At 58.4% G+C, this 17,632-nt stretch carries 17 protein-coding genes and 1 tRNA gene; 9 read left to right on the top strand and 9 right to left on the bottom strand.

Going from position 1 to position 17,632, the window contains the following annotated elements; all coding sequences use genetic code 11:
• From ACR0ER_RS24910 to ACR0ER_RS24895, 4 genes are all read left to right on the top strand, one after another.
• The coding region (locus ACR0ER_RS24910) for a hypothetical protein (RefSeq protein ID WP_480771170.1) at window positions 1–946 on the top strand (946 nt) is incomplete at its 5' end.
• A gap of 14 nt (window positions 947–960) precedes the next feature.
• A complete protein-coding gene (locus ACR0ER_RS24905) occupies window positions 961–1,446 on the top strand; it encodes a plastocyanin/azurin family copper-binding protein (RefSeq protein WP_480771169.1) in 486 nt (161 codons plus the stop codon).
• On the top strand, window positions 1,439–2,683 hold the full coding sequence (locus ACR0ER_RS24900; protein ID WP_480771168.1) for a molybdopterin molybdotransferase MoeA: 1,245 nt from the start codon (window positions 1,439–1,441) through the stop codon (window positions 2,681–2,683). Before ACR0ER_RS24905 ends, ACR0ER_RS24900 begins: the two co-directional genes overlap by 8 nt.
• Before the next feature lie 86 nt (window positions 2,684–2,769).
• Window positions 2,770–3,495 carry a response regulator gene (locus ACR0ER_RS24895; RefSeq protein ID WP_480771167.1) on the top strand — a complete coding sequence of 242 codons (726 nt, stop codon included), beginning with the start codon at window positions 2,770–2,772 and terminating at the stop codon, window positions 3,493–3,495.
• On the opposite strand, the gene ACR0ER_RS24890 is transcribed toward ACR0ER_RS24895, so the two are convergent.
• From ACR0ER_RS24890 to ACR0ER_RS24865, 6 genes are all read right to left on the bottom strand, one after another.
• Complete coding sequence (locus ACR0ER_RS24890) at window positions 3,492–4,010, bottom strand: N-acetyltransferase family protein (protein WP_480771166.1); 519 nt, start codon at window positions 4,008–4,010, stop codon at window positions 3,492–3,494. The genes ACR0ER_RS24895 and ACR0ER_RS24890 overlap by 4 nt on opposite strands.
• Entirely contained in the window at window positions 4,007–4,561 is a 555-nt protein-coding gene (locus tag ACR0ER_RS24885) for a helix-turn-helix domain-containing protein (protein ID WP_480771171.1), read from the bottom strand. The genes ACR0ER_RS24890 and ACR0ER_RS24885 overlap by 4 nt, the downstream gene beginning before the upstream one ends.
• A 115-nt stretch (window positions 4,562–4,676) precedes the next feature.
• A complete protein-coding gene (locus tag ACR0ER_RS24880; RefSeq protein ID WP_480771165.1) occupies window positions 4,677–5,693 on the bottom strand; it encodes a Fe(3+) ABC transporter substrate-binding protein in 1,017 nt (338 codons plus the stop codon).
• Window positions 5,694–5,892: 199 nt separating this feature from the next.
• Window positions 5,893–7,017 carry an autotransporter outer membrane beta-barrel domain-containing protein gene (locus tag ACR0ER_RS24875; protein WP_480771164.1) on the bottom strand — a complete coding sequence of 375 codons (1,125 nt, stop codon included), beginning with the start codon at window positions 7,015–7,017 and terminating at the stop codon, window positions 5,893–5,895.
• A 503-nt stretch (window positions 7,018–7,520) separates the two neighbouring features.
• Window positions 7,521–7,646: a type B 50S ribosomal protein L36 gene (gene ykgO / locus ACR0ER_RS24870; protein WP_005648635.1), complete on the bottom strand. Its 126-nt coding sequence runs from the start codon at window positions 7,644–7,646 to the stop codon at window positions 7,521–7,523.
• A gap of 90 nt (window positions 7,647–7,736) precedes the next feature.
• Window positions 7,737–7,811 (bottom strand) — tRNA-Val (locus ACR0ER_RS24865).
• Between the two features lie 149 nt (window positions 7,812–7,960).
• Here ACR0ER_RS24865 and ACR0ER_RS24860 point away from each other — a divergent pair.
• Complete coding sequence (locus tag ACR0ER_RS24860; RefSeq protein ID WP_480771163.1) at window positions 7,961–8,821, top strand: N-formylglutamate amidohydrolase; 861 nt, start codon at window positions 7,961–7,963, stop codon at window positions 8,819–8,821.
• A 2-nt stretch (window positions 8,822–8,823) separates the two neighbouring features.
• On the opposite strand, the gene ACR0ER_RS24855 is transcribed toward ACR0ER_RS24860, so the two are convergent.
• Both ACR0ER_RS24855 and pyrF read right to left on the bottom strand, forming a co-directional pair.
• The gene (locus ACR0ER_RS24855; RefSeq protein WP_480771162.1) at window positions 8,824–10,077 is read right to left on the bottom strand and encodes a DNA polymerase IV; all 1,254 of its coding nucleotides are present in this window, start codon (window positions 10,075–10,077) and stop codon (window positions 8,824–8,826) included.
• A gap of 394 nt (window positions 10,078–10,471) precedes the next feature.
• Entirely contained in the window at window positions 10,472–11,203 is a 732-nt protein-coding gene (pyrF, locus tag ACR0ER_RS24850; protein WP_480771161.1) for an orotidine-5'-phosphate decarboxylase, read from the bottom strand.
• A gap of 151 nt (window positions 11,204–11,354) precedes the next feature.
• On the opposite strand from pyrF, the gene ACR0ER_RS24845 reads away from it, so the two are divergent.
• Together ACR0ER_RS24845 and clpB are read left to right on the top strand one after the other, a co-directional pair.
• Window positions 11,355–11,675 carry a hypothetical protein gene (locus tag ACR0ER_RS24845; RefSeq protein ID WP_480771160.1) on the top strand — a complete coding sequence of 107 codons (321 nt, stop codon included), beginning with the start codon at window positions 11,355–11,357 and terminating at the stop codon, window positions 11,673–11,675.
• A gap of 126 nt (window positions 11,676–11,801) precedes the next feature.
• The gene (clpB, locus tag ACR0ER_RS24840) at window positions 11,802–14,420 is read left to right on the top strand and encodes an ATP-dependent chaperone ClpB (RefSeq protein WP_480771159.1); all 2,619 of its coding nucleotides are present in this window, start codon (window positions 11,802–11,804) and stop codon (window positions 14,418–14,420) included.
• A 224-nt stretch (window positions 14,421–14,644) separates the two neighbouring features.
• Here clpB and ACR0ER_RS24835 read toward each other — a convergent pair whose 3' ends face one another.
• Window positions 14,645–15,565, bottom strand: a complete 921-nt coding sequence (locus tag ACR0ER_RS24835; protein ID WP_480771158.1) for a hypothetical protein — start codon at window positions 15,563–15,565, stop codon at window positions 14,645–14,647.
• A gap of 301 nt (window positions 15,566–15,866) precedes the next feature.
• Between ACR0ER_RS24835 and msrP the strand changes: the two genes are divergently transcribed.
• Together msrP and msrQ are read left to right on the top strand one after the other, a co-directional pair.
• Window positions 15,867–16,769, top strand: coding sequence for a protein-methionine-sulfoxide reductase catalytic subunit MsrP (msrP, locus tag ACR0ER_RS24830; protein WP_480771157.1), 903 nt, complete (start codon window positions 15,867–15,869; stop codon window positions 16,767–16,769).
• A gap of 4 nt (window positions 16,770–16,773) precedes the next feature.
• Entirely contained in the window at window positions 16,774–17,388 is a 615-nt protein-coding gene (gene msrQ, locus ACR0ER_RS24825; protein ID WP_480771156.1) for a protein-methionine-sulfoxide reductase heme-binding subunit MsrQ, read from the top strand.
• Window positions 17,389–17,632: the final 244 nt, after the last annotated feature.

The raw sequence follows: 17,632 nt of genomic DNA, 5'->3' as shown, positions 1-17,632 counted from the left end.
GAATGTCTTCGTCCGAGTATCGCTTCCGAGCCATCCCTTGTTCCCCCTTCTCGGCCAAAGTAGTGGCACAATTTTAGGGGGCAAAGACATGGATGTGTCCGAGGGCGGCGAGAACGGCCCGACCTCAAGCCTTGGTGCGATCCTCGGCCATGACGCCATCGCCGCCGAGATGACGCAGGAGGCCGAAGAGGACGAAGTCCAACCCCTGACCCCGCGCGAACAGGCGTTGCTCGCCAAAGCAACCCGCCACCCCAAACGTCGCCGTGTCGCGTTGGATGACAATGCCGAGGCGCTGGAGCGTGAGACCCGCATGTCCGCCATCCGTCTTTTGGGTGAGGTGAAGGGAATGCAGATCATGCTGGCGCAGATCGCCAAAGATCCCGAGACCGAGATCGCGCAACAGGCCTTTGCGGCGCTGGGCGTTGCAGTGGCGCGTCACGACTCCGAGATGGATGAAACCCAATTGGTCGAACTGATCACTCAGGGTCTGTCGCACACGGACTCCGCCTTCTCGCTTCAGGCCCTGAAACTGCTGCAACAGGCCGATTTGCCGCCGCAGGATGCACTACGCGGTAAACTAAGTGCTATGGTGAAAACCGGAGACACCCCGTTTCGCATCGATGCCATGCATATTTTAACCCGGTGGGACGGCACCCCGGACGTGGCGCGCAGCCTGCTGGACGACGTTTCGGCCCCGGTGCGGCAGGCGGCGATGCGACTGCTGTCAGAAACCGCCCCGGATCAGGCCGGAGCGGCCATTGTACCGTTCCTTCTGGCCAATCCCGAGCAACGAATCGTGACCTATGTCAATGACAGCACGCCCGCGGTGGTGTCCATTGGGCGCGAATTGCTGACCGGGCTGCGCGACGAAAACCGCCGTGCCCTATGGCCGGTGATGATCGGCGCACTGGCCGATCTGCTGGGGAAGCCCTCGCGGGTGGCCTGAACCCGGAGAGACAGATGACGATTTCGCTGAAACTGAGTGCAGCGATCCTTGCGGGGGTGATGGCCTTTGCCCCCGCCGCGCAAGCCGAGGATGTCCCTGAGGTCGCAGTGGTCCATCAGATCATCGATCTGAACGCAGATACCCCGGCCCATGCCTTTCGGTTCGATCCGAAGTTGCTGCATGTACCGGCCGGATCAACCGTTCGTTTCAAGGGCTCGACCGGGCGGCATACGGTAACCTCGATCATTCGCATGATCCCCGAGGGCGCGCGCGCGTTCGAGATTCGCGGCCAGCCCGAAATGGACCTGACCTTCGACAAGGAAGGTGTCTATGGCATCCGTTGCCGCGTGCATGGGCGACATGGCATGGTGATGCTGCTGATTGTGGGTGATCCGAGCTCGAACCTGGAAGAGGCGCGCGCCTATCTTCCGAAACTGGGTGAGGCCGAACAGGCCGGGTTTGAAGAGCTGTTCGAACAACTGGAGGATCAAAATGGCTGATGGATGCGCCTGCGACCGGCACGCTCAGATGTATTTGACGGTGTCCGAGGCTTTGAACCGAGGTCTGGCCGTGGCCGATCCGGTTACCGATACCGAAGTGTTGCCTCTGATCGACGCCATTGGCCGGGTGCTGGCCGAGGATTGCACCAGCAAGGTGGACATGCCGGCCTTCGACAACTCGGCCATGGATGGTTATGCGGTGCGGACGGCGGAACTGGGTGATGGTCCGACCTTTGACCTGCCCGTCTCCGGGCGCGTGGCTGCCGGGGATAGTGGTGCCCATGATGCACCAGCAGGCACCGCGCTGCGGATTTTCACCGGCGCCCCGGCGCCCGCCGATTTTGACGCCGTGCTGATGCAGGAGGATTGTGAGACCACCGCCGACGGCATCCGCTTTGCCCGCCGTCCGAAACCCGGTCAGCACATCCGCCGCGCGGGTGAGGACCTGAAAGCCGGTGCCCCGATCCTGCGGCGCGGATGCGAGATTACCGCACGCGAAGCCGCCGCGCTGGCCTCGGCCGGGTATGGTGAGGTCCAAATATATCGTAAGCTGAGGGTCACGATTTTCTCGACCGGCAGCGAATTGCGCCAGCCGGGTGAGGCGCTTGGCCCCGGACAGATTTACAACTCGAACCGCTACATGCTGCGGGCGCTGCTTGATAAGGCATGGATCGACCTTAACGACAAAGGCCCGGTTGAGGATGATCCGGAATTGCTGGAGCAGGTGCTGCGCGAAGCCTGCGATACGTCTGATCTGATCGTCACCACTGGCGGCGTGTCGGTTGGGGATGAAGACCACATGCCGCGCCTGTTTGCCGAAATCGGCGGCCAGACCGATGTGATGAAGGTGGCGATGAAGCCGGGCAAACCGATTATGTTCGGGCGCCGGGGCGATGCGCTTTATGTCGGGCTGCCGGGAAATCCAGTCTCGGCCTATGTGACATGGCAGATCATCGGGTCGCACATGATGGCACGCAGGGCTGGTTTACACCACGCACCGCACACGCCGGAACAGGCGTTTCTTGCCGAACCGTTACAGCGTCGCGCAGGGCGGCAGGAGTACCGACCCGTCGTGATCGAGGGCACGTCGCCCGACGGCACTCTGCGTCTGCGCCTGATGGCCCCGTCTTATAGCGGACGGGTCGCGTTGCTGGCGCAGGCCGATGGTCTGGCCATCATCCCGGCCGAAACCGAGGCGCTGCCGCAGGGCCACGGACTGCAGTTCCTGCGGTTTTGACGCCGTTGCACAGGTCATTGCAAGAGCCGGGCGGCAGCGGCTACAACTGTCCTGCGCCAGCTCAACACGCCCGCCTGGACTCGATTATGGTTAAAGAACATATCCTTGTCGTCGATGATGACCCGCAGATCACATCCTTTCTGCAGCGCTACCTTGAAAAACAGGGGTGTCGAGTCACGTGTGCAGCGGACGGCAATGCGATGGACGCCATTTTGGAGAAATCCGAGATCGACCTCATTCTGCTGGATATCGGTCTGCCCGGTCGCAACGGTTTCGACATCACGCGTGAGCTGCGGGTTAACTCCAACATACCGATCATTGTTCTGTCAGGCCGGGATGAGATTTTCGACCGGGTTGTCGGGTTGGAGTTCGGGGCCGATGACTATATCACCAAGCCGTTTGAGGCGCGCGAGGTGTTGGCCCGCATCCGCACCGTTCTGCGTCGAGCCCGACCCGAAGAAAAAGCGACCAACGGGGCTGAGGTGCCTTTGGTTAAGTTCGGTGACTGGGTGCTGAATGTGAACGAACGCACCCTGACTGCCGCTGATGCGCTCGACGCCACGCCATTGACGACCACCGAATTCGATGTGCTGCTGGCTTTTGTGAACAACCCGCACATGGTGTTCTCACGCGATCAGTTACTGGACAAGGCGCGCGGGCGCGAAACTATTGTAGGTGACCGGACCATCGACGTGCATGTGGCGCGGCTGCGCAAGAAAATCGAACCCGATCCTACCGCGCCAACCTATATCAAGACTGTGCATGGGATCGGCTATTGCTTTGCCGCCAACGTGCGCAAAAGCTCGGCCTAGCTCAGGTCCTTGAACATGTAGGTCGTGGGCTCCAGCCGGTTTTCGAACGGGTTGCGGCAATAGTTCGGAATCTCTCCGGCGATCTGAAATCCCATGCTTTGATACAGGGTGCGCGACGGATCAGTGCTGCGCGTATCCAAAACCAGCAGCGTTCGACCCAGTTGGGCCGCCCGATCCTGCAGCGCGCCCATCAAAGCACGCCCAAGCCCCTTGCGCCGGGCCTTTGGGTGAACCAGCAGCTTAGCCACATCGGCGCGGTGCGGTTGATTGGGCATTGCTGCTGGGATCAATTGCACCGTACCCAGAATGCGCCCGTTGTCGCTGGTCACGAACAGGTCCAGCGCGTCGGTCTGCACGTCCGGCCGCACGCGGTTCTGCCAATAGGCGCGGGCCTGATCCGGGGGGAAGGGCAGGACGAACCCGATGCTGGCACCGTCCTGTACACAGGCGTGCAGGATATCCGTCAAATCGTTCAGAGCATCATCAAAGTCATTGACGTTCAGACGTGCGATCATATCAACACCAACAGATACCGAGCACCGCAGGCGGGCGTTGTTTCGAACCGGGTTGGACCGGAGAGATGATAGCGCAGACAATCCCCGTCTTTCAGATCATGTGCGATCTCATCCACTGTCAGTGTCAAGGTGCCGTTCAACATGATCAGGTGATGCTCCTGCCCGGGCTTGGGCGGCGTGTCATAGGTAATCACCTTGCCGGGTGGCAGATGGCCTTCCAGAACTTCGCCGCTGAGCCCGGTGGCGGGCGGAGACACCGATCGCCGCGTGAACCCGGTTTCGGGATCACGCCATTCCGGTTGCCGCTCAAAAGGTACGCGCGGGTCGAAACTGTCTTCTACCATCATCAGCAGGCGGGACATCGGCAAGCCATACGCGGCACACAACCGACCCAGCGTTTCTGCAGTGGGGCTTACATCCCCCTTTTCCATCCGCGAGAGGGTGGCACGGCTGATACCGCTGTGTTCGGCCAGCTGGTCCAGCGACCATCCATGGTCCCGGCGCAGTTCGTTCAGGCGGTTGGCAAGGCGGTTTGAGAGATCGTCCAGCATTTCAGATATGAGAATCGCGTTCATTTACGAGATTATCGGTAAAAATAAGTACTGCGCAACAAGAAAGGGCGCAGAAATTTCTGCGCCCTCTTTACTGCTCGGGTTTTTGCCTGGATCAGTTCCAGCCAACCTCGTTGAAGATTTTCTGCGCCTCGGGCAGGTTCTTTGCGACCTCGGACAGGTTCACGTCATCCGCCTTGAACTCACCCAGCGCTTTGACCGAATCCACCAGTTCGACCCCTTCGACAGCCGGGAATTCATCATTGCCGGACGAGAAGTACTTCTGCGCCGAGTCGCTGGCCAGATACTCAAGGAACAAGATCGCGTTTTCCTTGTTCGGTGCGTTCGCGGCCACGCCCGCGCCCGACAAGTTCATATGCGCACCGGTGCTGTCCTGGTTGGGGAAGACCCAGCCGATCGAGTCGATGTCCGTCGACACGCCTTTGACATCCTTGCGGATGGCGCGGGCAAAATAATAGGTGTTTGACACGGCGATGTCGCACTCGCCCGAGACGATGCCGCGAAGCTGGTCGGTGTCGCCGCCCTGCGGGTCACGGGCCATATTGGCGACGATGCCCTCAGCCCAGGCTTTGGCGGCTTCGGGACCTTCGTGGGTGACGATCGAGGCCAGCAGGGTCTGGTTATAGGTGTTGCTGGACGACCGGATGCAGATCAGGCCCTTGTATTCGGGCTTGGCCAAGTCGGCATAGGTGGCTGGTGGGTTGGCCACGTTCTCCTTGTCAAAAAAGATGATGCGGCCGCGCTGGGAAAAGCCGAACCACTCATTGTCGGTGTCCTGCAGATTGGCCGGGATGCGCTCTTCCAGAACCGCGCTGTCGACTGATTGCAGGATGCCTGCATTCTTGGCCCGCGCCAGACGCGACGTATCGACGGTCAGCAGAATATCTGCGGGCGAGTTCGCCCCTTCGGCTTCCATCCGGGCGATCAGCTCATCCGCTTTGCCTTCGATGCGGTTGATGGTGATACCGGTCGCCTCTTCGAAATCACCATAAAGGTTTTCGTCGGTGTCATAGTGGCGCGAGGAATAGAGGTTCAGTTCCCCCTCGGCAGCGGCGGAGGTTGCAATCAGGGCCGTCAGAGCGGCGGCAACGCAGGTAGAGGATTTCAGCATCATGTCTCCCAACTTTGAAAGCTGTGGCAGTCTATTTCTGACTGAAAAGGTCAATGAAACGATTCCGGCAGGGATGCAAGGAAATCCGACAAAATTAGTTGGTCAAATGGTCGCTGTCGCGAAGAACTGATCGTATGAAGAACGCAGGGGGCGGTTTGATAGCGGCTGCTTTCAGTCCAAAGTGACTGATGTTGCGATCTCAGAATTCGAGGTTAAATACGAGATCAAAACCCACGCTATCATACCCTGACAGGCCTATGCCTACATAGCTTAACCTAGTTGTCCAGCGGCCACCGTTTTGGGTCCGGATGTCGGTTCCAACCGATACATCTCCGATCACATCACCAACGTTTTCGATTCTGAGGTCTTCCGTCAAAACCTGACCGTCTCCAGGGCGCTCTGCGTACCAGTCAATTCCGGCCCCAACAAAGGGTAGCCACTCAAATCCCCGGCGACTTGGGATCGGGTCGTGCCAGACATCGACGGATGCACGTGCAATAATGGTCTCGGGGTTGTGCCCGGACACGCGAAAGGCCGTTGCGCCGTTGCTGTAGCGATGTTCGGGAATATAGCCTTTTGCATAAAACACGCCAATACGCGAGATGATTGAGAGCGAACCGATTTTGAAGCGCCTCGTCGCGTTGGCGTCAAAGAAGAACCGGTCCGAGTCAAAGGAGGTCCTAAAAGGTCCGATATTTGCATCGTAATCTCTGGATGCGTATCCCGCCCAAAGGTCAATCAGGCTGACGTCGTCCGGCTGCCATCCAATGTATGGTCCTATGAAATAGCTGTCGACATTGCCGGAAATCACGTTGTTCAACGAGTCGGATTTTGCCGCCTCATACCCGCCAGCCAAACCGACCTGGAAACGTGCGCTACGCCACAATTCATATCCCAGAATGATCTGGTTGCTGCGGTCGTCTCCGTTTCGTCCTTTCAAATCATTGTCAGCATTTTGGGTCGATGCATCTACCCAGAAAAACCGATCCGGTTCAGATGAGGCCTGAGATGCAGAGAGTTCTCCGAATGGGCCGAGCGTATGCCGCCCAAGCCTATCTGTAATCGAAACGCGACCGTAGAGCAGCGGAGAGAACCCGAAGATAGCACTTTCCGTCAGCTGCTCAGCAATGTTGTTACTGCCTGTGCTTCCGCCACTTCCTGTATCACCACCCGTTCCACCGTCACCGCTATGGCCGGGAACAGGCGGAAGGGTTTGATCAGGGCGCGCAAATTGGTTGGCGGTTTGAATCTCACAATTCGAGTCACCGGAAGCTTCGGAAAGCGTATGCGCGCCAGCTGCGCCTACGGCAACAAATGGTGACATGGATACGTGCAAACCTTGATCGTTCCAAGTATCAACAACGGTTCCCGAGTTTGTGTCAGCAAGTGCAAAAGCAGACCGTATGCTCGTTTCGGACAGCCAAACAGACTGCGTCCCATCAACCGTCGTGCTGAGAGACTGGAGGGTACCTAGACTGCTGCATGGGGCAGATTGAGCACGCGACTCTTGGGCGAAAAAAAACCGCGAAAATAGCAAGTGTCGAGCTGAAACAAACGCGGGTGATGGTCAAAGTAAGCTCGCCTTAAGTGTCGATGTGATACTACTCATCCGTTGAACTTCAACCGCCCGCGGTAACAAAAGTGTGGTTGGGGAAATGCGGCAACACTTTTGAAAATTGCCTGCCAGAGGGTATTACGACATACCCGATACAGCAGCGTTTAAGTTTGCCATTCCAAGTGGTTGCTTTGCCCGCAGAACAGACATTCCCAGTAACAAAAAAAACCGCACCCAAAGGCGCGGTTTCTTTAAACGGTTATGTGCAGTTCTTAGCCCTGGCGAGCTTTGAACTTGCGCTGCGTCTTGTTGATCACGTAGACGCGGCCTTTGCGACGCACAACCCGGCAGTCGCGGTGCCGGTTCTTGAGCGAGCGGAGCGAGTTCTTGACCTTCATGGGTCTGTCTCCAATCTGCGGCGCCTTCATCAAGGACGTGGCCAGCGCCTGGGTTAGCGGGTGCCCCGGATGCCCGGAACAGTGAAACGATGGTGGGCGGTACAAGGATCGAACTTGTGACCCCTTCGATGTCAACGAAGTGCTCTACCGCTGAGCTAACCGCCCACGTAACCTTTGCGTTGTCCTGCCCCATAACGAAATGGGGCGCGGATCCCCGCGCCGGTAGCGGGGTCTATAAAAGGAGTCGCAGAGGGGTTCAAGGGGTTTGGCAGAACTATTTTCCGGTCTATGCTCACTTCGAACAAGGAGTCACCATGCAGAACGCCCCCTATGTATTGGATATGCCGACGAACCGCACGTCTTGCGTGGTGTTTTCTTCTCCTCATAGCGGCCGGAATTACCCTGAAACCATGCTCAGCCGCACGGTTCTGAGCGAAAATGTGATTCGATCATCGGAAGATGCCTTTGTCGATCAGCTGTTTTCCGCGGCGGCTGATTTCGGAGCCCCGATGATCTCGGCGTTGATGCCACGGGCCTATCTGGACCTGAACCGCAGCGCCGAAGAATTGGATCCGGCCTTGATTCAGGGCGCGCGCCGTCATGGGCACAACCCGCGTGTGGCTTCGGGGCTGGGGGTGATTCCGCGCGTCGTGGCCAATGGGCGGGCGATCTATAGCGGCAAGCTGACGATGGACGAGGCCCGCCTGCGTATCGACACTTGCTGGCGGCCCTACCACGCCCGGATCAAATCGTTGCTCGCCGAGTCGCAAGAGGCGTTCGGGCAGGCGATATTGGTCGATTGCCACTCGATGCCGCATGAGGCCGTTGCCATGGTTAGCAACCCAAGAACTCGACGGCCGGATGTGGTGCTAGGCGACAGGTTCGGAGCGTCGGCTTCGGTTGATGTGGTGGACAGGATCGAGGCAGCCTTTGTCGCCGCTGGGCTGAATGTGGCGCGCAACACGCCCTTTGCCGGGGCTTACGTGACCCAGACCTATGGTCGCCCGACCCGCGATCAGCATGCGGTGCAGATCGAGATCGACAGGGCGCTGTATATGGACGAGGCCCGAATCGAGCCGAATGAGAACTTTGCCGCGTTTCAGGAAATTCTGCGCGAGGTCATCCGGGACATTGCCAGTATTGGTGAGGAGACTCTGCGCCTGGCCGCCGAGTGACCTCAGCGCAGGGCGCGGCCTTTCACAATTGCTTCGCTGCCAAAGCGGCGGCGGATTTCGTCGGTTGCCCGTTCCGCCTTTGATCTTTGGCTGGCGCCGGGGTCCAGCAGGTCGCCCGAGATGTCGGCCTGATCCTCGGGGCACAGATCGGACAGACCAACCCCCAGCAGGCGATAGGGGCCTTGATCCCCGACCTGATCGAACAGCCCTCGGGCGGTGCGGTAAATCCGGTCGGCGATTTGCGTGGCGTCTCGCAGGGACAGGCGGCGGGTGAGAGTCTTGTGATTGGCGCGTTTCAGTTTCAACGTGACAACCCGCCCGGCCAGCGCCTTGGCCTTGGCGCGGTCGGCCACCTTTTCCGACATGCGCCACAGGTGACCGTCAAGAATGTCTAGACTGGCGGTGTCCTCAAAGAACGTAGTTTCGTTGCTGATCGACTTCATCGGCTCGTGGGCCGAGACGCGCCGTTTGTCCTGCCCGCGGGCCAGATGCCACAGCCGATAGCCCATCGATCCGAACCGCGCGGTCAGCGCTTCCTGATCCCAGCGTAGCAGATCGGAAAAGCTGCGAATCCCAGCGCGGTCCAGCGATTCCTGTGCGGCGGGGCCAATGCCCCAGATCAGCCGCACCGGTTTGTCATACAAGAAGTCCGCCGTTTCGGCCTGACCGATCACAGAAAACCCGCGCGGTTTGTCCAGATCGGACGCCACCTTGGCCAGAAACTTGTTGTGCGAGAGGCCGATCGAACCGGTCACGCCCAGTTCATCCTTCATCCGCTTCACCAGTCGCGCCAGCATCACCGCAGGCGGCGCACCATGCAGGCGTTCCGTACCGGACAGGTCCATGAAGGCCTCGTCCAATGACAGCGGTTCAACCACCGGCGTCAGTTCATCCATCATCTTTCGGATCTCGCGCGAGACCTCGGCATAGACCGACATGCGCGGCTTGATCACTACCGCGTCGGGGCAGAGTTTTAGGGCCTTGAACATCGGCATAGCTGATCGGACCCCGCGAATACGGGCGACGTAGCAGGCGGTGGACACAACCCCCCGTTTGCCGCCGCCGATGATCACCGGCTTGTCGGCCAGATCCGGATTATCGCGTTTCTCGACCGAGGCATAAAAGGCGTCGCAATCCATATGCGCGATGGACAGATCGAACAGTTCGGGATGTGTCTTGACCCGCGGGCTACCGCAGGCGGGGCAGCGCCGTTCGTTGGTCAATGTGGTCAGGCAATCTCGGCAGAGACCGGGCATGTAGTTTTCCCGCCTTCCGTGCGATCCAGTCAGGGCTTACTTACATCAGCACGAAGCCCTGCGCAAAGAGCACGTTAAGGGCACAAATCTGTCCGGAAGAAGACCCCCCGCGAAGTAGCGGGGGGAGGTGACGGACCTCAGGAAGAGATGGTCCGCGGGGAGTATCACAGACTTAGAATCGCTCAAAAACGCTGATTTAGGTAGAACCAAGGTCACACATGCAAAACTCGTGTTTTTCATGTGTGTTTTAAGGCACAGGGACGATTTGGCGCGGTGACGCCGGAAAGTGACGTTAGGTCAACTGTTTGGCCCTAATTTTTGCATCGGTAACAACGCGTTTCTATCGGGTTCCGGTCGCCGCGCCAAACAATTTAGCAACTTAAGACCGCCGCGATCAGGCGCGGTTTGGCTGCGTTGCCTGAGGTGAGGAAAGCTCGCCCAGAATCGATTGCACTGCAAGTTTGGGATCGTCGGCGCGGTAAATAGGGCGACCGACGACGACATGATCGGCCCCGGCGGCAATAGCATTTGCAGGAGTCGCCACACGTTTCTGATCTCCAAGCTCGGCCCCTGCCGGACGGACGCCGGGGGTGACGATCAGGCGACCCTCGGCTTGGGGCAGGGCGCGGATAAGGGCGGCTTCTTGCGGGCTGGCAATAACGCCATCAGCCCCTGCCTCAAGAGCGCGGGCTGCGCGTTCGACGACTAAATCCTGCACATCACCCTGTTTCAGCAGGTTGGCATCCAGATCGTCGCGGTTCAGCGAGGTCAGAATGGTCACGGCGAGAATCTTTAGGTCCTTGCCCGAGGCACCCTCTTTCGCGGCGCGCACCACATGCGGGTCTCCATGCACGGTCAGAAAATCCAGATCGAACTGCGCCAGCCCCCGTACAGCGTTCTCAACTGTGTTGCCAATGTCGAAAAGCTTCATGTCCAGAAAAATACGCTTGCCGTGCTCCTGTTTCAGCTCATTGGCCAATGCCAGCCCGCCACCAGTTAGCATGCCCAGCCCGATCTTGTAGAAGGATACGGCGTCCCCCAGTTGCTCAGCCATGGCTAACCCCTGCAGGGCGTTCGGAACATCAAGGGCAACGATCAGGCGGTCATCGGACGTGTGAACGGTCATGGGGCAAGCTCCTTTTTGGCAAACGTCTGCGTCCTAGCGGGTTCGGGCGCTTCTGTCCATGCGCGACTGAAGGGTGAGGGAAATCAAGCCGCAGGACCCGGACTGTGTTATGGTGCCGTCATTCAGATGCGTATTTCAGATGGGGGAGAATATGAAAGCACGAATTGGATTTGGCCTAGTTCTGGTTTTGGCGGCCTGTCAGGACATGCCGCTTGAGACCGAGGCGGCGGATACGGTCATCGTGACGCCGACAAATGATGATCTGCGTCTTGTGGGCGGATATCGGTCCACCGACGATGATTGTCAGCTGACCGGAGAAACTGCGTTTACCATCGATTTTCTGGATGATGCAGCAGACCTTGTCTCCTGCCCGACGGGCAGTGACGCGGCGCAGTCTCTGGTTGAGATGTACAGCGCGCGTGAGGTGGCAAGAACCGGCGGATACACGGTTTACTCGATCCCACGACGCTAGTGCCGGATTCTATGGTTAAGCCTCTTGAACCGACAGAGATATTTCCCAAATTGAATGTGAGGCTTCGACCGATGCGTGCCGCCAAGCGGGCGCATCAAAACGGGGCGCTTATGAAAGGAGAACAACATGGACTTGAACAAGTTCACCGAGCGGGCACGGGGATTCGTGCAGGCGGCGCAGACCATTGCGCTGCGCGAAGGGCACCAGAGGTTGGAGCCCACACATATATTGAAAGCTTTGATGGATGACGATCAGGGGCTGGCCAGCAACTTGATCACACGCGCAGGCGGTGCGCCCAACCGCGTGGTCGAGGCGCTGGACGCTGCGATGGGCAAGATCCCGAAGGTCAGCGGCGACGCAGGTCAGATTTACATGGATGGCCAGACCGCTAAGGTTCTGGACGAGGCCGCGAAGATTGCCACCAAGGCGGGTGACAGTTTTGTACCGGTCGAGCGCGTTCTGATGGCGCTGTGCATGGTGAAATCCAAAGCCAAAGAGGCTTTGGAAGCCGGTGCCGTATCCGCGCAGAAACTGAACGAAGCGATCAATGATATCCGTAAGGGTCGCACGGCTGACTCGGCGTCGGCCGAAGAGGGCTATGACGCGCTCAAAAAATACGCGCGCGATCTGACCGAGGCCGCGGCTGAGGGCAAGATCGACCCAATCATTGGGCGGGATGAGGAAATCCGCCGCTCGATGCAGGTTCTGTCGCGCCGGACCAAGAACAACCCGGTTCTGATAGGTGAACCCGGCGTCGGTAAAACCGCGATTGCCGAAGGCATGGCCCTGCGTATCGTCAACGGTGACGTGCCGGAATCGCTGAAGGACAAGAAGTTGCTCGCGCTCGACATGGGTGCGCTGATCGCCGGAGCGAAATATCGCGGTGAGTTCGAAGAACGCCTTAAGGCTGTTTTGACCGAGGTCACCGAGGCCGCTGGTGAGATCATCCTGTTCATCGACGAGATGCACACGCTGGTCGGCGCCGGAAAGTCCGACGGCGCGATGGATGCCGCCAACCTGATCAAGCCTGCGCTTGCCCGGGGTGAGTTGCATTGTATCGGTGCGACCACGCTGGATGAGTACCGCAAATACGTCGAAAAAGACGCGGCCCTTGCGCGTCGGTTCCAGCCTGTGATGGTCACCGAACCGACGGTCGAGGACACGATCAGCATCCTGCGCGGCATCAAGGAAAAGTACGAGTTGCACCACGGCGTGCGCATTTCGGACTCGGCGTTGGTGTCGGCGGCGACTCTGTCGCATCGCTATATCACCGACCGGTTCCTGCCCGACAAAGCCATCGATTTGGTCGATGAGGCGGCGTCGCGTCTGCGGATGGAGGTGGATTCCAAGCCCGAAGAGCTGGATCAGCTGGATCGTCAGATCCTGCAGATGCAGATCGAGGAAGAGGCGCTGAAGCTTGAGGACGACGCGGCCTCGAAGGATCGTCTGGAAACCTTGCAAAAGGATCTGGCTGATCTGCAGGAGAAATCCGCCGAGATGACCGCCCAGTGGCAGGCCGAACGCGACAAGCTGGCCGGTGCCCGTGATCTGAAAGAACAGCTCGACAAAGCGCGGGCCGATCTGGAGATCGCCAAGCGTGAAGGCAACTTGGCTAAGGCGGGTGAGTTGTCCTATGGCGTTATCCCCGAGCTTGAGAAAAAGCTGACCGAGGCCGAGAACGCCGAAAGCAACGCCATGATGGCCGAGGAAACGGTGCGTCCGGAACAGATCGCTTCGGTGGTCGAGCGCTGGACGGGTATCCCGACTTCGAAAATGCTGGAAGGTGAGCGCGAGAAACTTTTGCGGATGGAAGATGATCTGCATTCCCGCGTCATCGGTCAGGATGCAGCCGTGACCGCCGTGTCCAATGCTGTGCGCCGTGCGCGTGCCGGGCTGAACGACGAAGGACGCCCGCTGGGCTCGTTCCTGTTCCTCGGACCGACCGGCGTGGGTAAGACCGAGCTGACTAAGGCCGTGGCGAACTTCCTGTTCGACGACGACAACGCGATGGTGCGCATCGACATGTCCGAGTTCATGGAGAAACACGCGGTCGCCCGTCTGATCGGTGCCCCTCCGGGCTATGTCGGTTATGATGAAGGTGGGGTGCTGACCGAAGCCGTTCGGCGCAGGCCCTATCAGGTCGTGCTTTTTGACGAGGTCGAAAAGGCGCACCCGGATGTGTTCAACGTGCTGTTGCAGGTTCTGGACGATGGCGTGCTGACCGATGGTCAGGGCCGCACCGTGGACTTCAAACAGACGCTGATCATCCTGACGTCAAACCTCGGCTCTCAGGCGCTGAGCCAGCTGCCCGAAGGCGCCGACAGCGCGCAGGCGCGGCGCGATGTGATGGATGCGGTCCGGGCGCATTTCCGGCCGGAATTCCTGAACCGTCTGGACGAGACCATCATCTTTGACCGGCTTAAGCGGGCCGATATGGATGGCATCGTCGACATCCAGATGGCGCGTCTGCAGAAACGTCTGGCCGCCCGCAAGATCGAGCTGGCTTTGGACGATGACGCCAAGGAATGGCTCGCGAACGAAGGCTACGATCCGGTCTTCGGTGCCCGTCCGCTGAAACGCGTGATCCAGCGCGCGTTGCAGAACCCGCTGGCTGAGGCGTTGCTGGCCGGTGAGATCAAGGATGGCGAGACCGTCCCGGTCACCGCCGGGGCTGATGGTCTGATCATCGGCGACCGACTGGGCACGTCCGAACGACCCCGCCCCGATGATGCGGTCGTGCATTGACGAATGCTTGAGAACAGAAAGACCCGCCACTTTGGCGGGTCTTTTTTTTTCCTCATGAAAGTGTCGGTTCAGAAACTCGGTGATTTCCGTCAGCGATGCATCCGCCTCGGGGATGTCGGCGTAGAACTCAAACACATGCCCTCCCAGATGTGCAAAGTTAGCGTCGTAAAGACTGAGGACATCACAGGTGTAGAAATAGCCACTCCGAGGAGAATCAGTTGGAGTTAACGGTTGCCCGTCTCGCGGCTTTTGCGAAGGGCACGCAGGTCTTCCGCACTCATCCGTGGGGCCGATTGCTCTTTGGGATCTTTTGCGGCCTTTTGATTGGCCTCGATCAAATCTGACAGTTTCGGACCCGTGTCACGTAAGTGCAGATACCCTAATACGCCCCCCGCACATTGCAGGCTGAAAGCCCAGGTCCCAATCAGAATATAGACAAAGAACAACCCAAGCAGCGACCATAAGGGGCGAATAGATGAGGTACCTTGAGTCATGTCGCCGAACTCCAGCAGGTCTGCCTGCAACGACTCGGCAAAGCCTGACAGTATCAGCACTGCGATAAGAACTGCGTGCATCGCGATCATCCCCACATAGCTGAAAATGGTCAGACCAAAGAGCGGGCCAAACGAAGCTCTGAAATGCCGGAACGGAGTATAATGCAAGCCGTCTGGATCTCGTCCGATTGAGGCGGAGGTAATCGGTACAAGCAGGCTGGCACGGATTGAGCATACGGACAGGAAAACAACAAACAGGCTAAGCATCCCCGGGCCAACCCAAGGCGTGTCCGCATATTGCAGCACCAGATCGCTGACTTCATTCTGTTGCAATAGATCAGGTGAAATCACCGCCACAGAAAATGCGATGACAAGGCCAAGGATCAGGGTCGCGCTCAGACCTTCGACTGCGCCGTATATCATCGCAGGCACGAACAGCCCCCGGAATCGGGTGCTTGGCTGAACTCCTTTTGCCTGCAGACCCATCCGCGTGCCGATCAGGGTTGGAAGGACGGTGGAAGAGGCCATGATCAGAAAGAACATGAGAAACGAAAGTGCGGGGAACAGCAGGCCGACCAAAAATCCCAACAAGGTTCCGACAAAAGAATAAAGCGTCAAACCTATGAACATGACGGGCAAGACGACAGCCATTCGCCAGAAAATAGAAAAGGAAAAAGGGAACGCTTGGGTAAAAATCAATGTAGTAATCTCTACTCGAATATTGTTTGGGGTACGGGGTAGTGAACTACTCACGGTTGCACCAGTCCTTTTTGTCGTAGTTTAAAATGCTTTTCAGCTATGTGTGATTTTGGAACTGCTGTGCAGGGCGTGCTGTGTTGGGACTTTGCCCAATTCGTTACAATCTCGTCTCTCAAACGTTACGCCTGTTTCCTTGGCTCTGTGTTATCAGCGGACTACCTCATTCCGAGGAAGATAGACTACGGAGACATAAATGGCGTATCGCTGGACCAACACACTGACTCAAGCCGACGTTACCCCAAGGGCGGCGTTCCTGAACCGGCGGCAGGTCATGGCCGGGCTGGCGGGTGTCGGGCTGGCTGGGATGACGCGGGGCGCATCAGCGCAGGAGGCGCTGGAGCCGAACACGTGGGAAGAGATTACCTCATATAACAATTTCTACGAGTTCGGGACGGGAAAGGATGACCCGGCCAAATACGCGGGCGCCCTGACCACCGAACCGTGGAGTATCAAAATCGACGGTTTGGTCGATAATCCGGGTGACTATGACTTCAAGGCCATCCTGTCCGAAATGACTGTCGAGGAGCGCATCTACCGCTTCCGCTGTGTCGAGGCGTGGTCGATGGTGATTCCGTGGAACGGATTCGAACTGGCCGATCTGCTGAACATGGCGGGCGTGCAAGACGGCGCCAAATATGTGGCCTTTGAAACCGCAGTGATCCCGGATGAGATGCCGGGCGTGCGCTATCCGATTCTGGACTGGCCCTATCGCGAAGGCCTGCGTCTGGATGAGGCAATGCACCCGCTGACGATCATGGCCACCGGTATCTACGACCGTCCAATCCCGAACCAGAACGGCGCGCCGCTGCGTCTGGTGGTGCCGTGGAAATACGGCTTTAAGTCGATCAAGTCGATTGTGCGGATCACTCTGACGGATGTTGAACCGCCCACCAGCTGGAACATGTCAAACCCTCGCGAGTATGGCTTCTATAGTAATGTGAACCCAAACGTGGATCACCCGCGCTGGTCTCAGGCCTCGGAACGTCAGATCGGTGGCGGCCTTTTCGCCAAGCGGATCCCAACCCTGATGTATAATGGGTATGAGAAAGAGGTCGCAGGCCTGTACGAAGGTATGGACCTGTCGGAATACTATTAAGCCTATGCAACGGGTGAACCAGATATTGCGCCATGTCCCTGTCTGGGCGGTGTATCTGTTGGGGGTGCTCCCGGCGCCTTGGCTTTTCTATCAGGCGCTGACCGGTGGCTTGGGCGTGGAGCCGATCGAAGCGCTGGAACACCGGTACGGAGAACTGGCGCTGCAGCTGTTGATTGCCGTGTTGGCGATTTCTCCGCTGCGGCGGTTTCTCGGGCTGAACCTGCTCAAGTTCCGCCGTGCTCTTGGTGTACTGACATTTACCTATGTCGCTTTGCATCTGCTGGTGTGGCTGGTTCTGGACGTGCAGGTGCCCAGCCAAATCTGGGCCGATATCGTCAAGCGCCCTTATATAACGGTTGGAATGGCCGCGTTTGTCCTGATGCTGCCATTGGCGGTGACGTCGAACAATCTGTCTGTTCGCAAGCTGGGCCCCCGGTGGCGCAGCCTGCAGCGGCTGGTCTTCCCGGCAGCAGTGTTGGGAGGGTTGCACTATGTCATGCTGGCCAAGGGATTTCAGATCGAGCCGCTGGTCTACATGTCCCTGATCGTTGGCCTGTTGCTGCTGCGCCTTCCGTTTGCGGGCCTGCTGACTCGGCTGCGTGAGGCCGATTCCGCCTGACTCGTCGACGAGTCTGTGGGTAACCCTGTGCAAAAGCCGGGATTCGGGGTCGGGCCCACCAGGAAAGTTGTGGCTGGCTCAATTCGATACTGTTTAGTTAATTGTTTTAATTGATAAAAAACTGATTTTTCGGTTTTTTACAAGTTTCTCGAATTTTCCACTTGCGGCTATTGTTGGTAAACCTTAGAACCCCCTTCACCGGCGCTGCTGAGGCGGTTGCTGGGACGCTGGAGACGGCGGAGAC

The sequence above is a fragment of the Ruegeria sp. CH8 genome, from assembly GCF_056536985.1.
Note: the sequence above shows the minus strand (reverse complement) of the source record. Positions and strands in the feature narration are given on the sequence as shown.

Coding starts and splice junctions, on each gene's coding strand:
- ACR0ER_RS24905 (WP_480771169.1), top strand. CDS start 961: ATGACGATTTCGCTGAAACTGAGTGCAGCGATCCTTGCGGGGGTGATG.
- ACR0ER_RS24900 (WP_480771168.1), top strand. CDS start 1,439: ATGGCTGATGGATGCGCCTGCGACCGGCACGCTCAGATGTATTTGACG.
- ACR0ER_RS24895 (WP_480771167.1), top strand. CDS start 2,770: ATGGTTAAAGAACATATCCTTGTCGTCGATGATGACCCGCAGATCACA.
- ACR0ER_RS24890 (WP_480771166.1), bottom strand. CDS start 4,010: ATGATCGCACGTCTGAACGTCAATGACTTTGATGATGCTCTGAACGAT.
- ACR0ER_RS24885 (WP_480771171.1), bottom strand. CDS start 4,561: ATGCTGGACGATCTCTCAAACCGCCTTGCCAACCGCCTGAACGAACTG.
- ACR0ER_RS24880 (WP_480771165.1), bottom strand. CDS start 5,693: ATGCTGAAATCCTCTACCTGCGTTGCCGCCGCTCTGACGGCCCTGATT.
- ACR0ER_RS24875 (WP_480771164.1), bottom strand. CDS start 7,017: ATGTCACCATTTGTTGCCGTAGGCGCAGCTGGCGCGCATACGCTTTCC.
- ykgO (WP_005648635.1), bottom strand. CDS start 7,646: ATGAAGGTCAAGAACTCGCTCCGCTCGCTCAAGAACCGGCACCGCGAC.
- ACR0ER_RS24860 (WP_480771163.1), top strand. CDS start 7,961: ATGCAGAACGCCCCCTATGTATTGGATATGCCGACGAACCGCACGTCT.
- ACR0ER_RS24855 (WP_480771162.1), bottom strand. CDS start 10,077: ATGCCCGGTCTCTGCCGAGATTGCCTGACCACATTGACCAACGAACGG.
- pyrF (WP_480771161.1), bottom strand. CDS start 11,203: ATGACCGTTCACACGTCCGATGACCGCCTGATCGTTGCCCTTGATGTT.
- ACR0ER_RS24845 (WP_480771160.1), top strand. CDS start 11,355: ATGAAAGCACGAATTGGATTTGGCCTAGTTCTGGTTTTGGCGGCCTGT.
- clpB (WP_480771159.1), top strand. CDS start 11,802: ATGGACTTGAACAAGTTCACCGAGCGGGCACGGGGATTCGTGCAGGCG.
- ACR0ER_RS24835 (WP_480771158.1), bottom strand. CDS start 15,565: ATGGCTGTCGTCTTGCCCGTCATGTTCATAGGTTTGACGCTTTATTCT.
- msrP (WP_480771157.1), top strand. CDS start 15,867: ATGGCGTATCGCTGGACCAACACACTGACTCAAGCCGACGTTACCCCA.
- msrQ (WP_480771156.1), top strand. CDS start 16,774: ATGCAACGGGTGAACCAGATATTGCGCCATGTCCCTGTCTGGGCGGTG.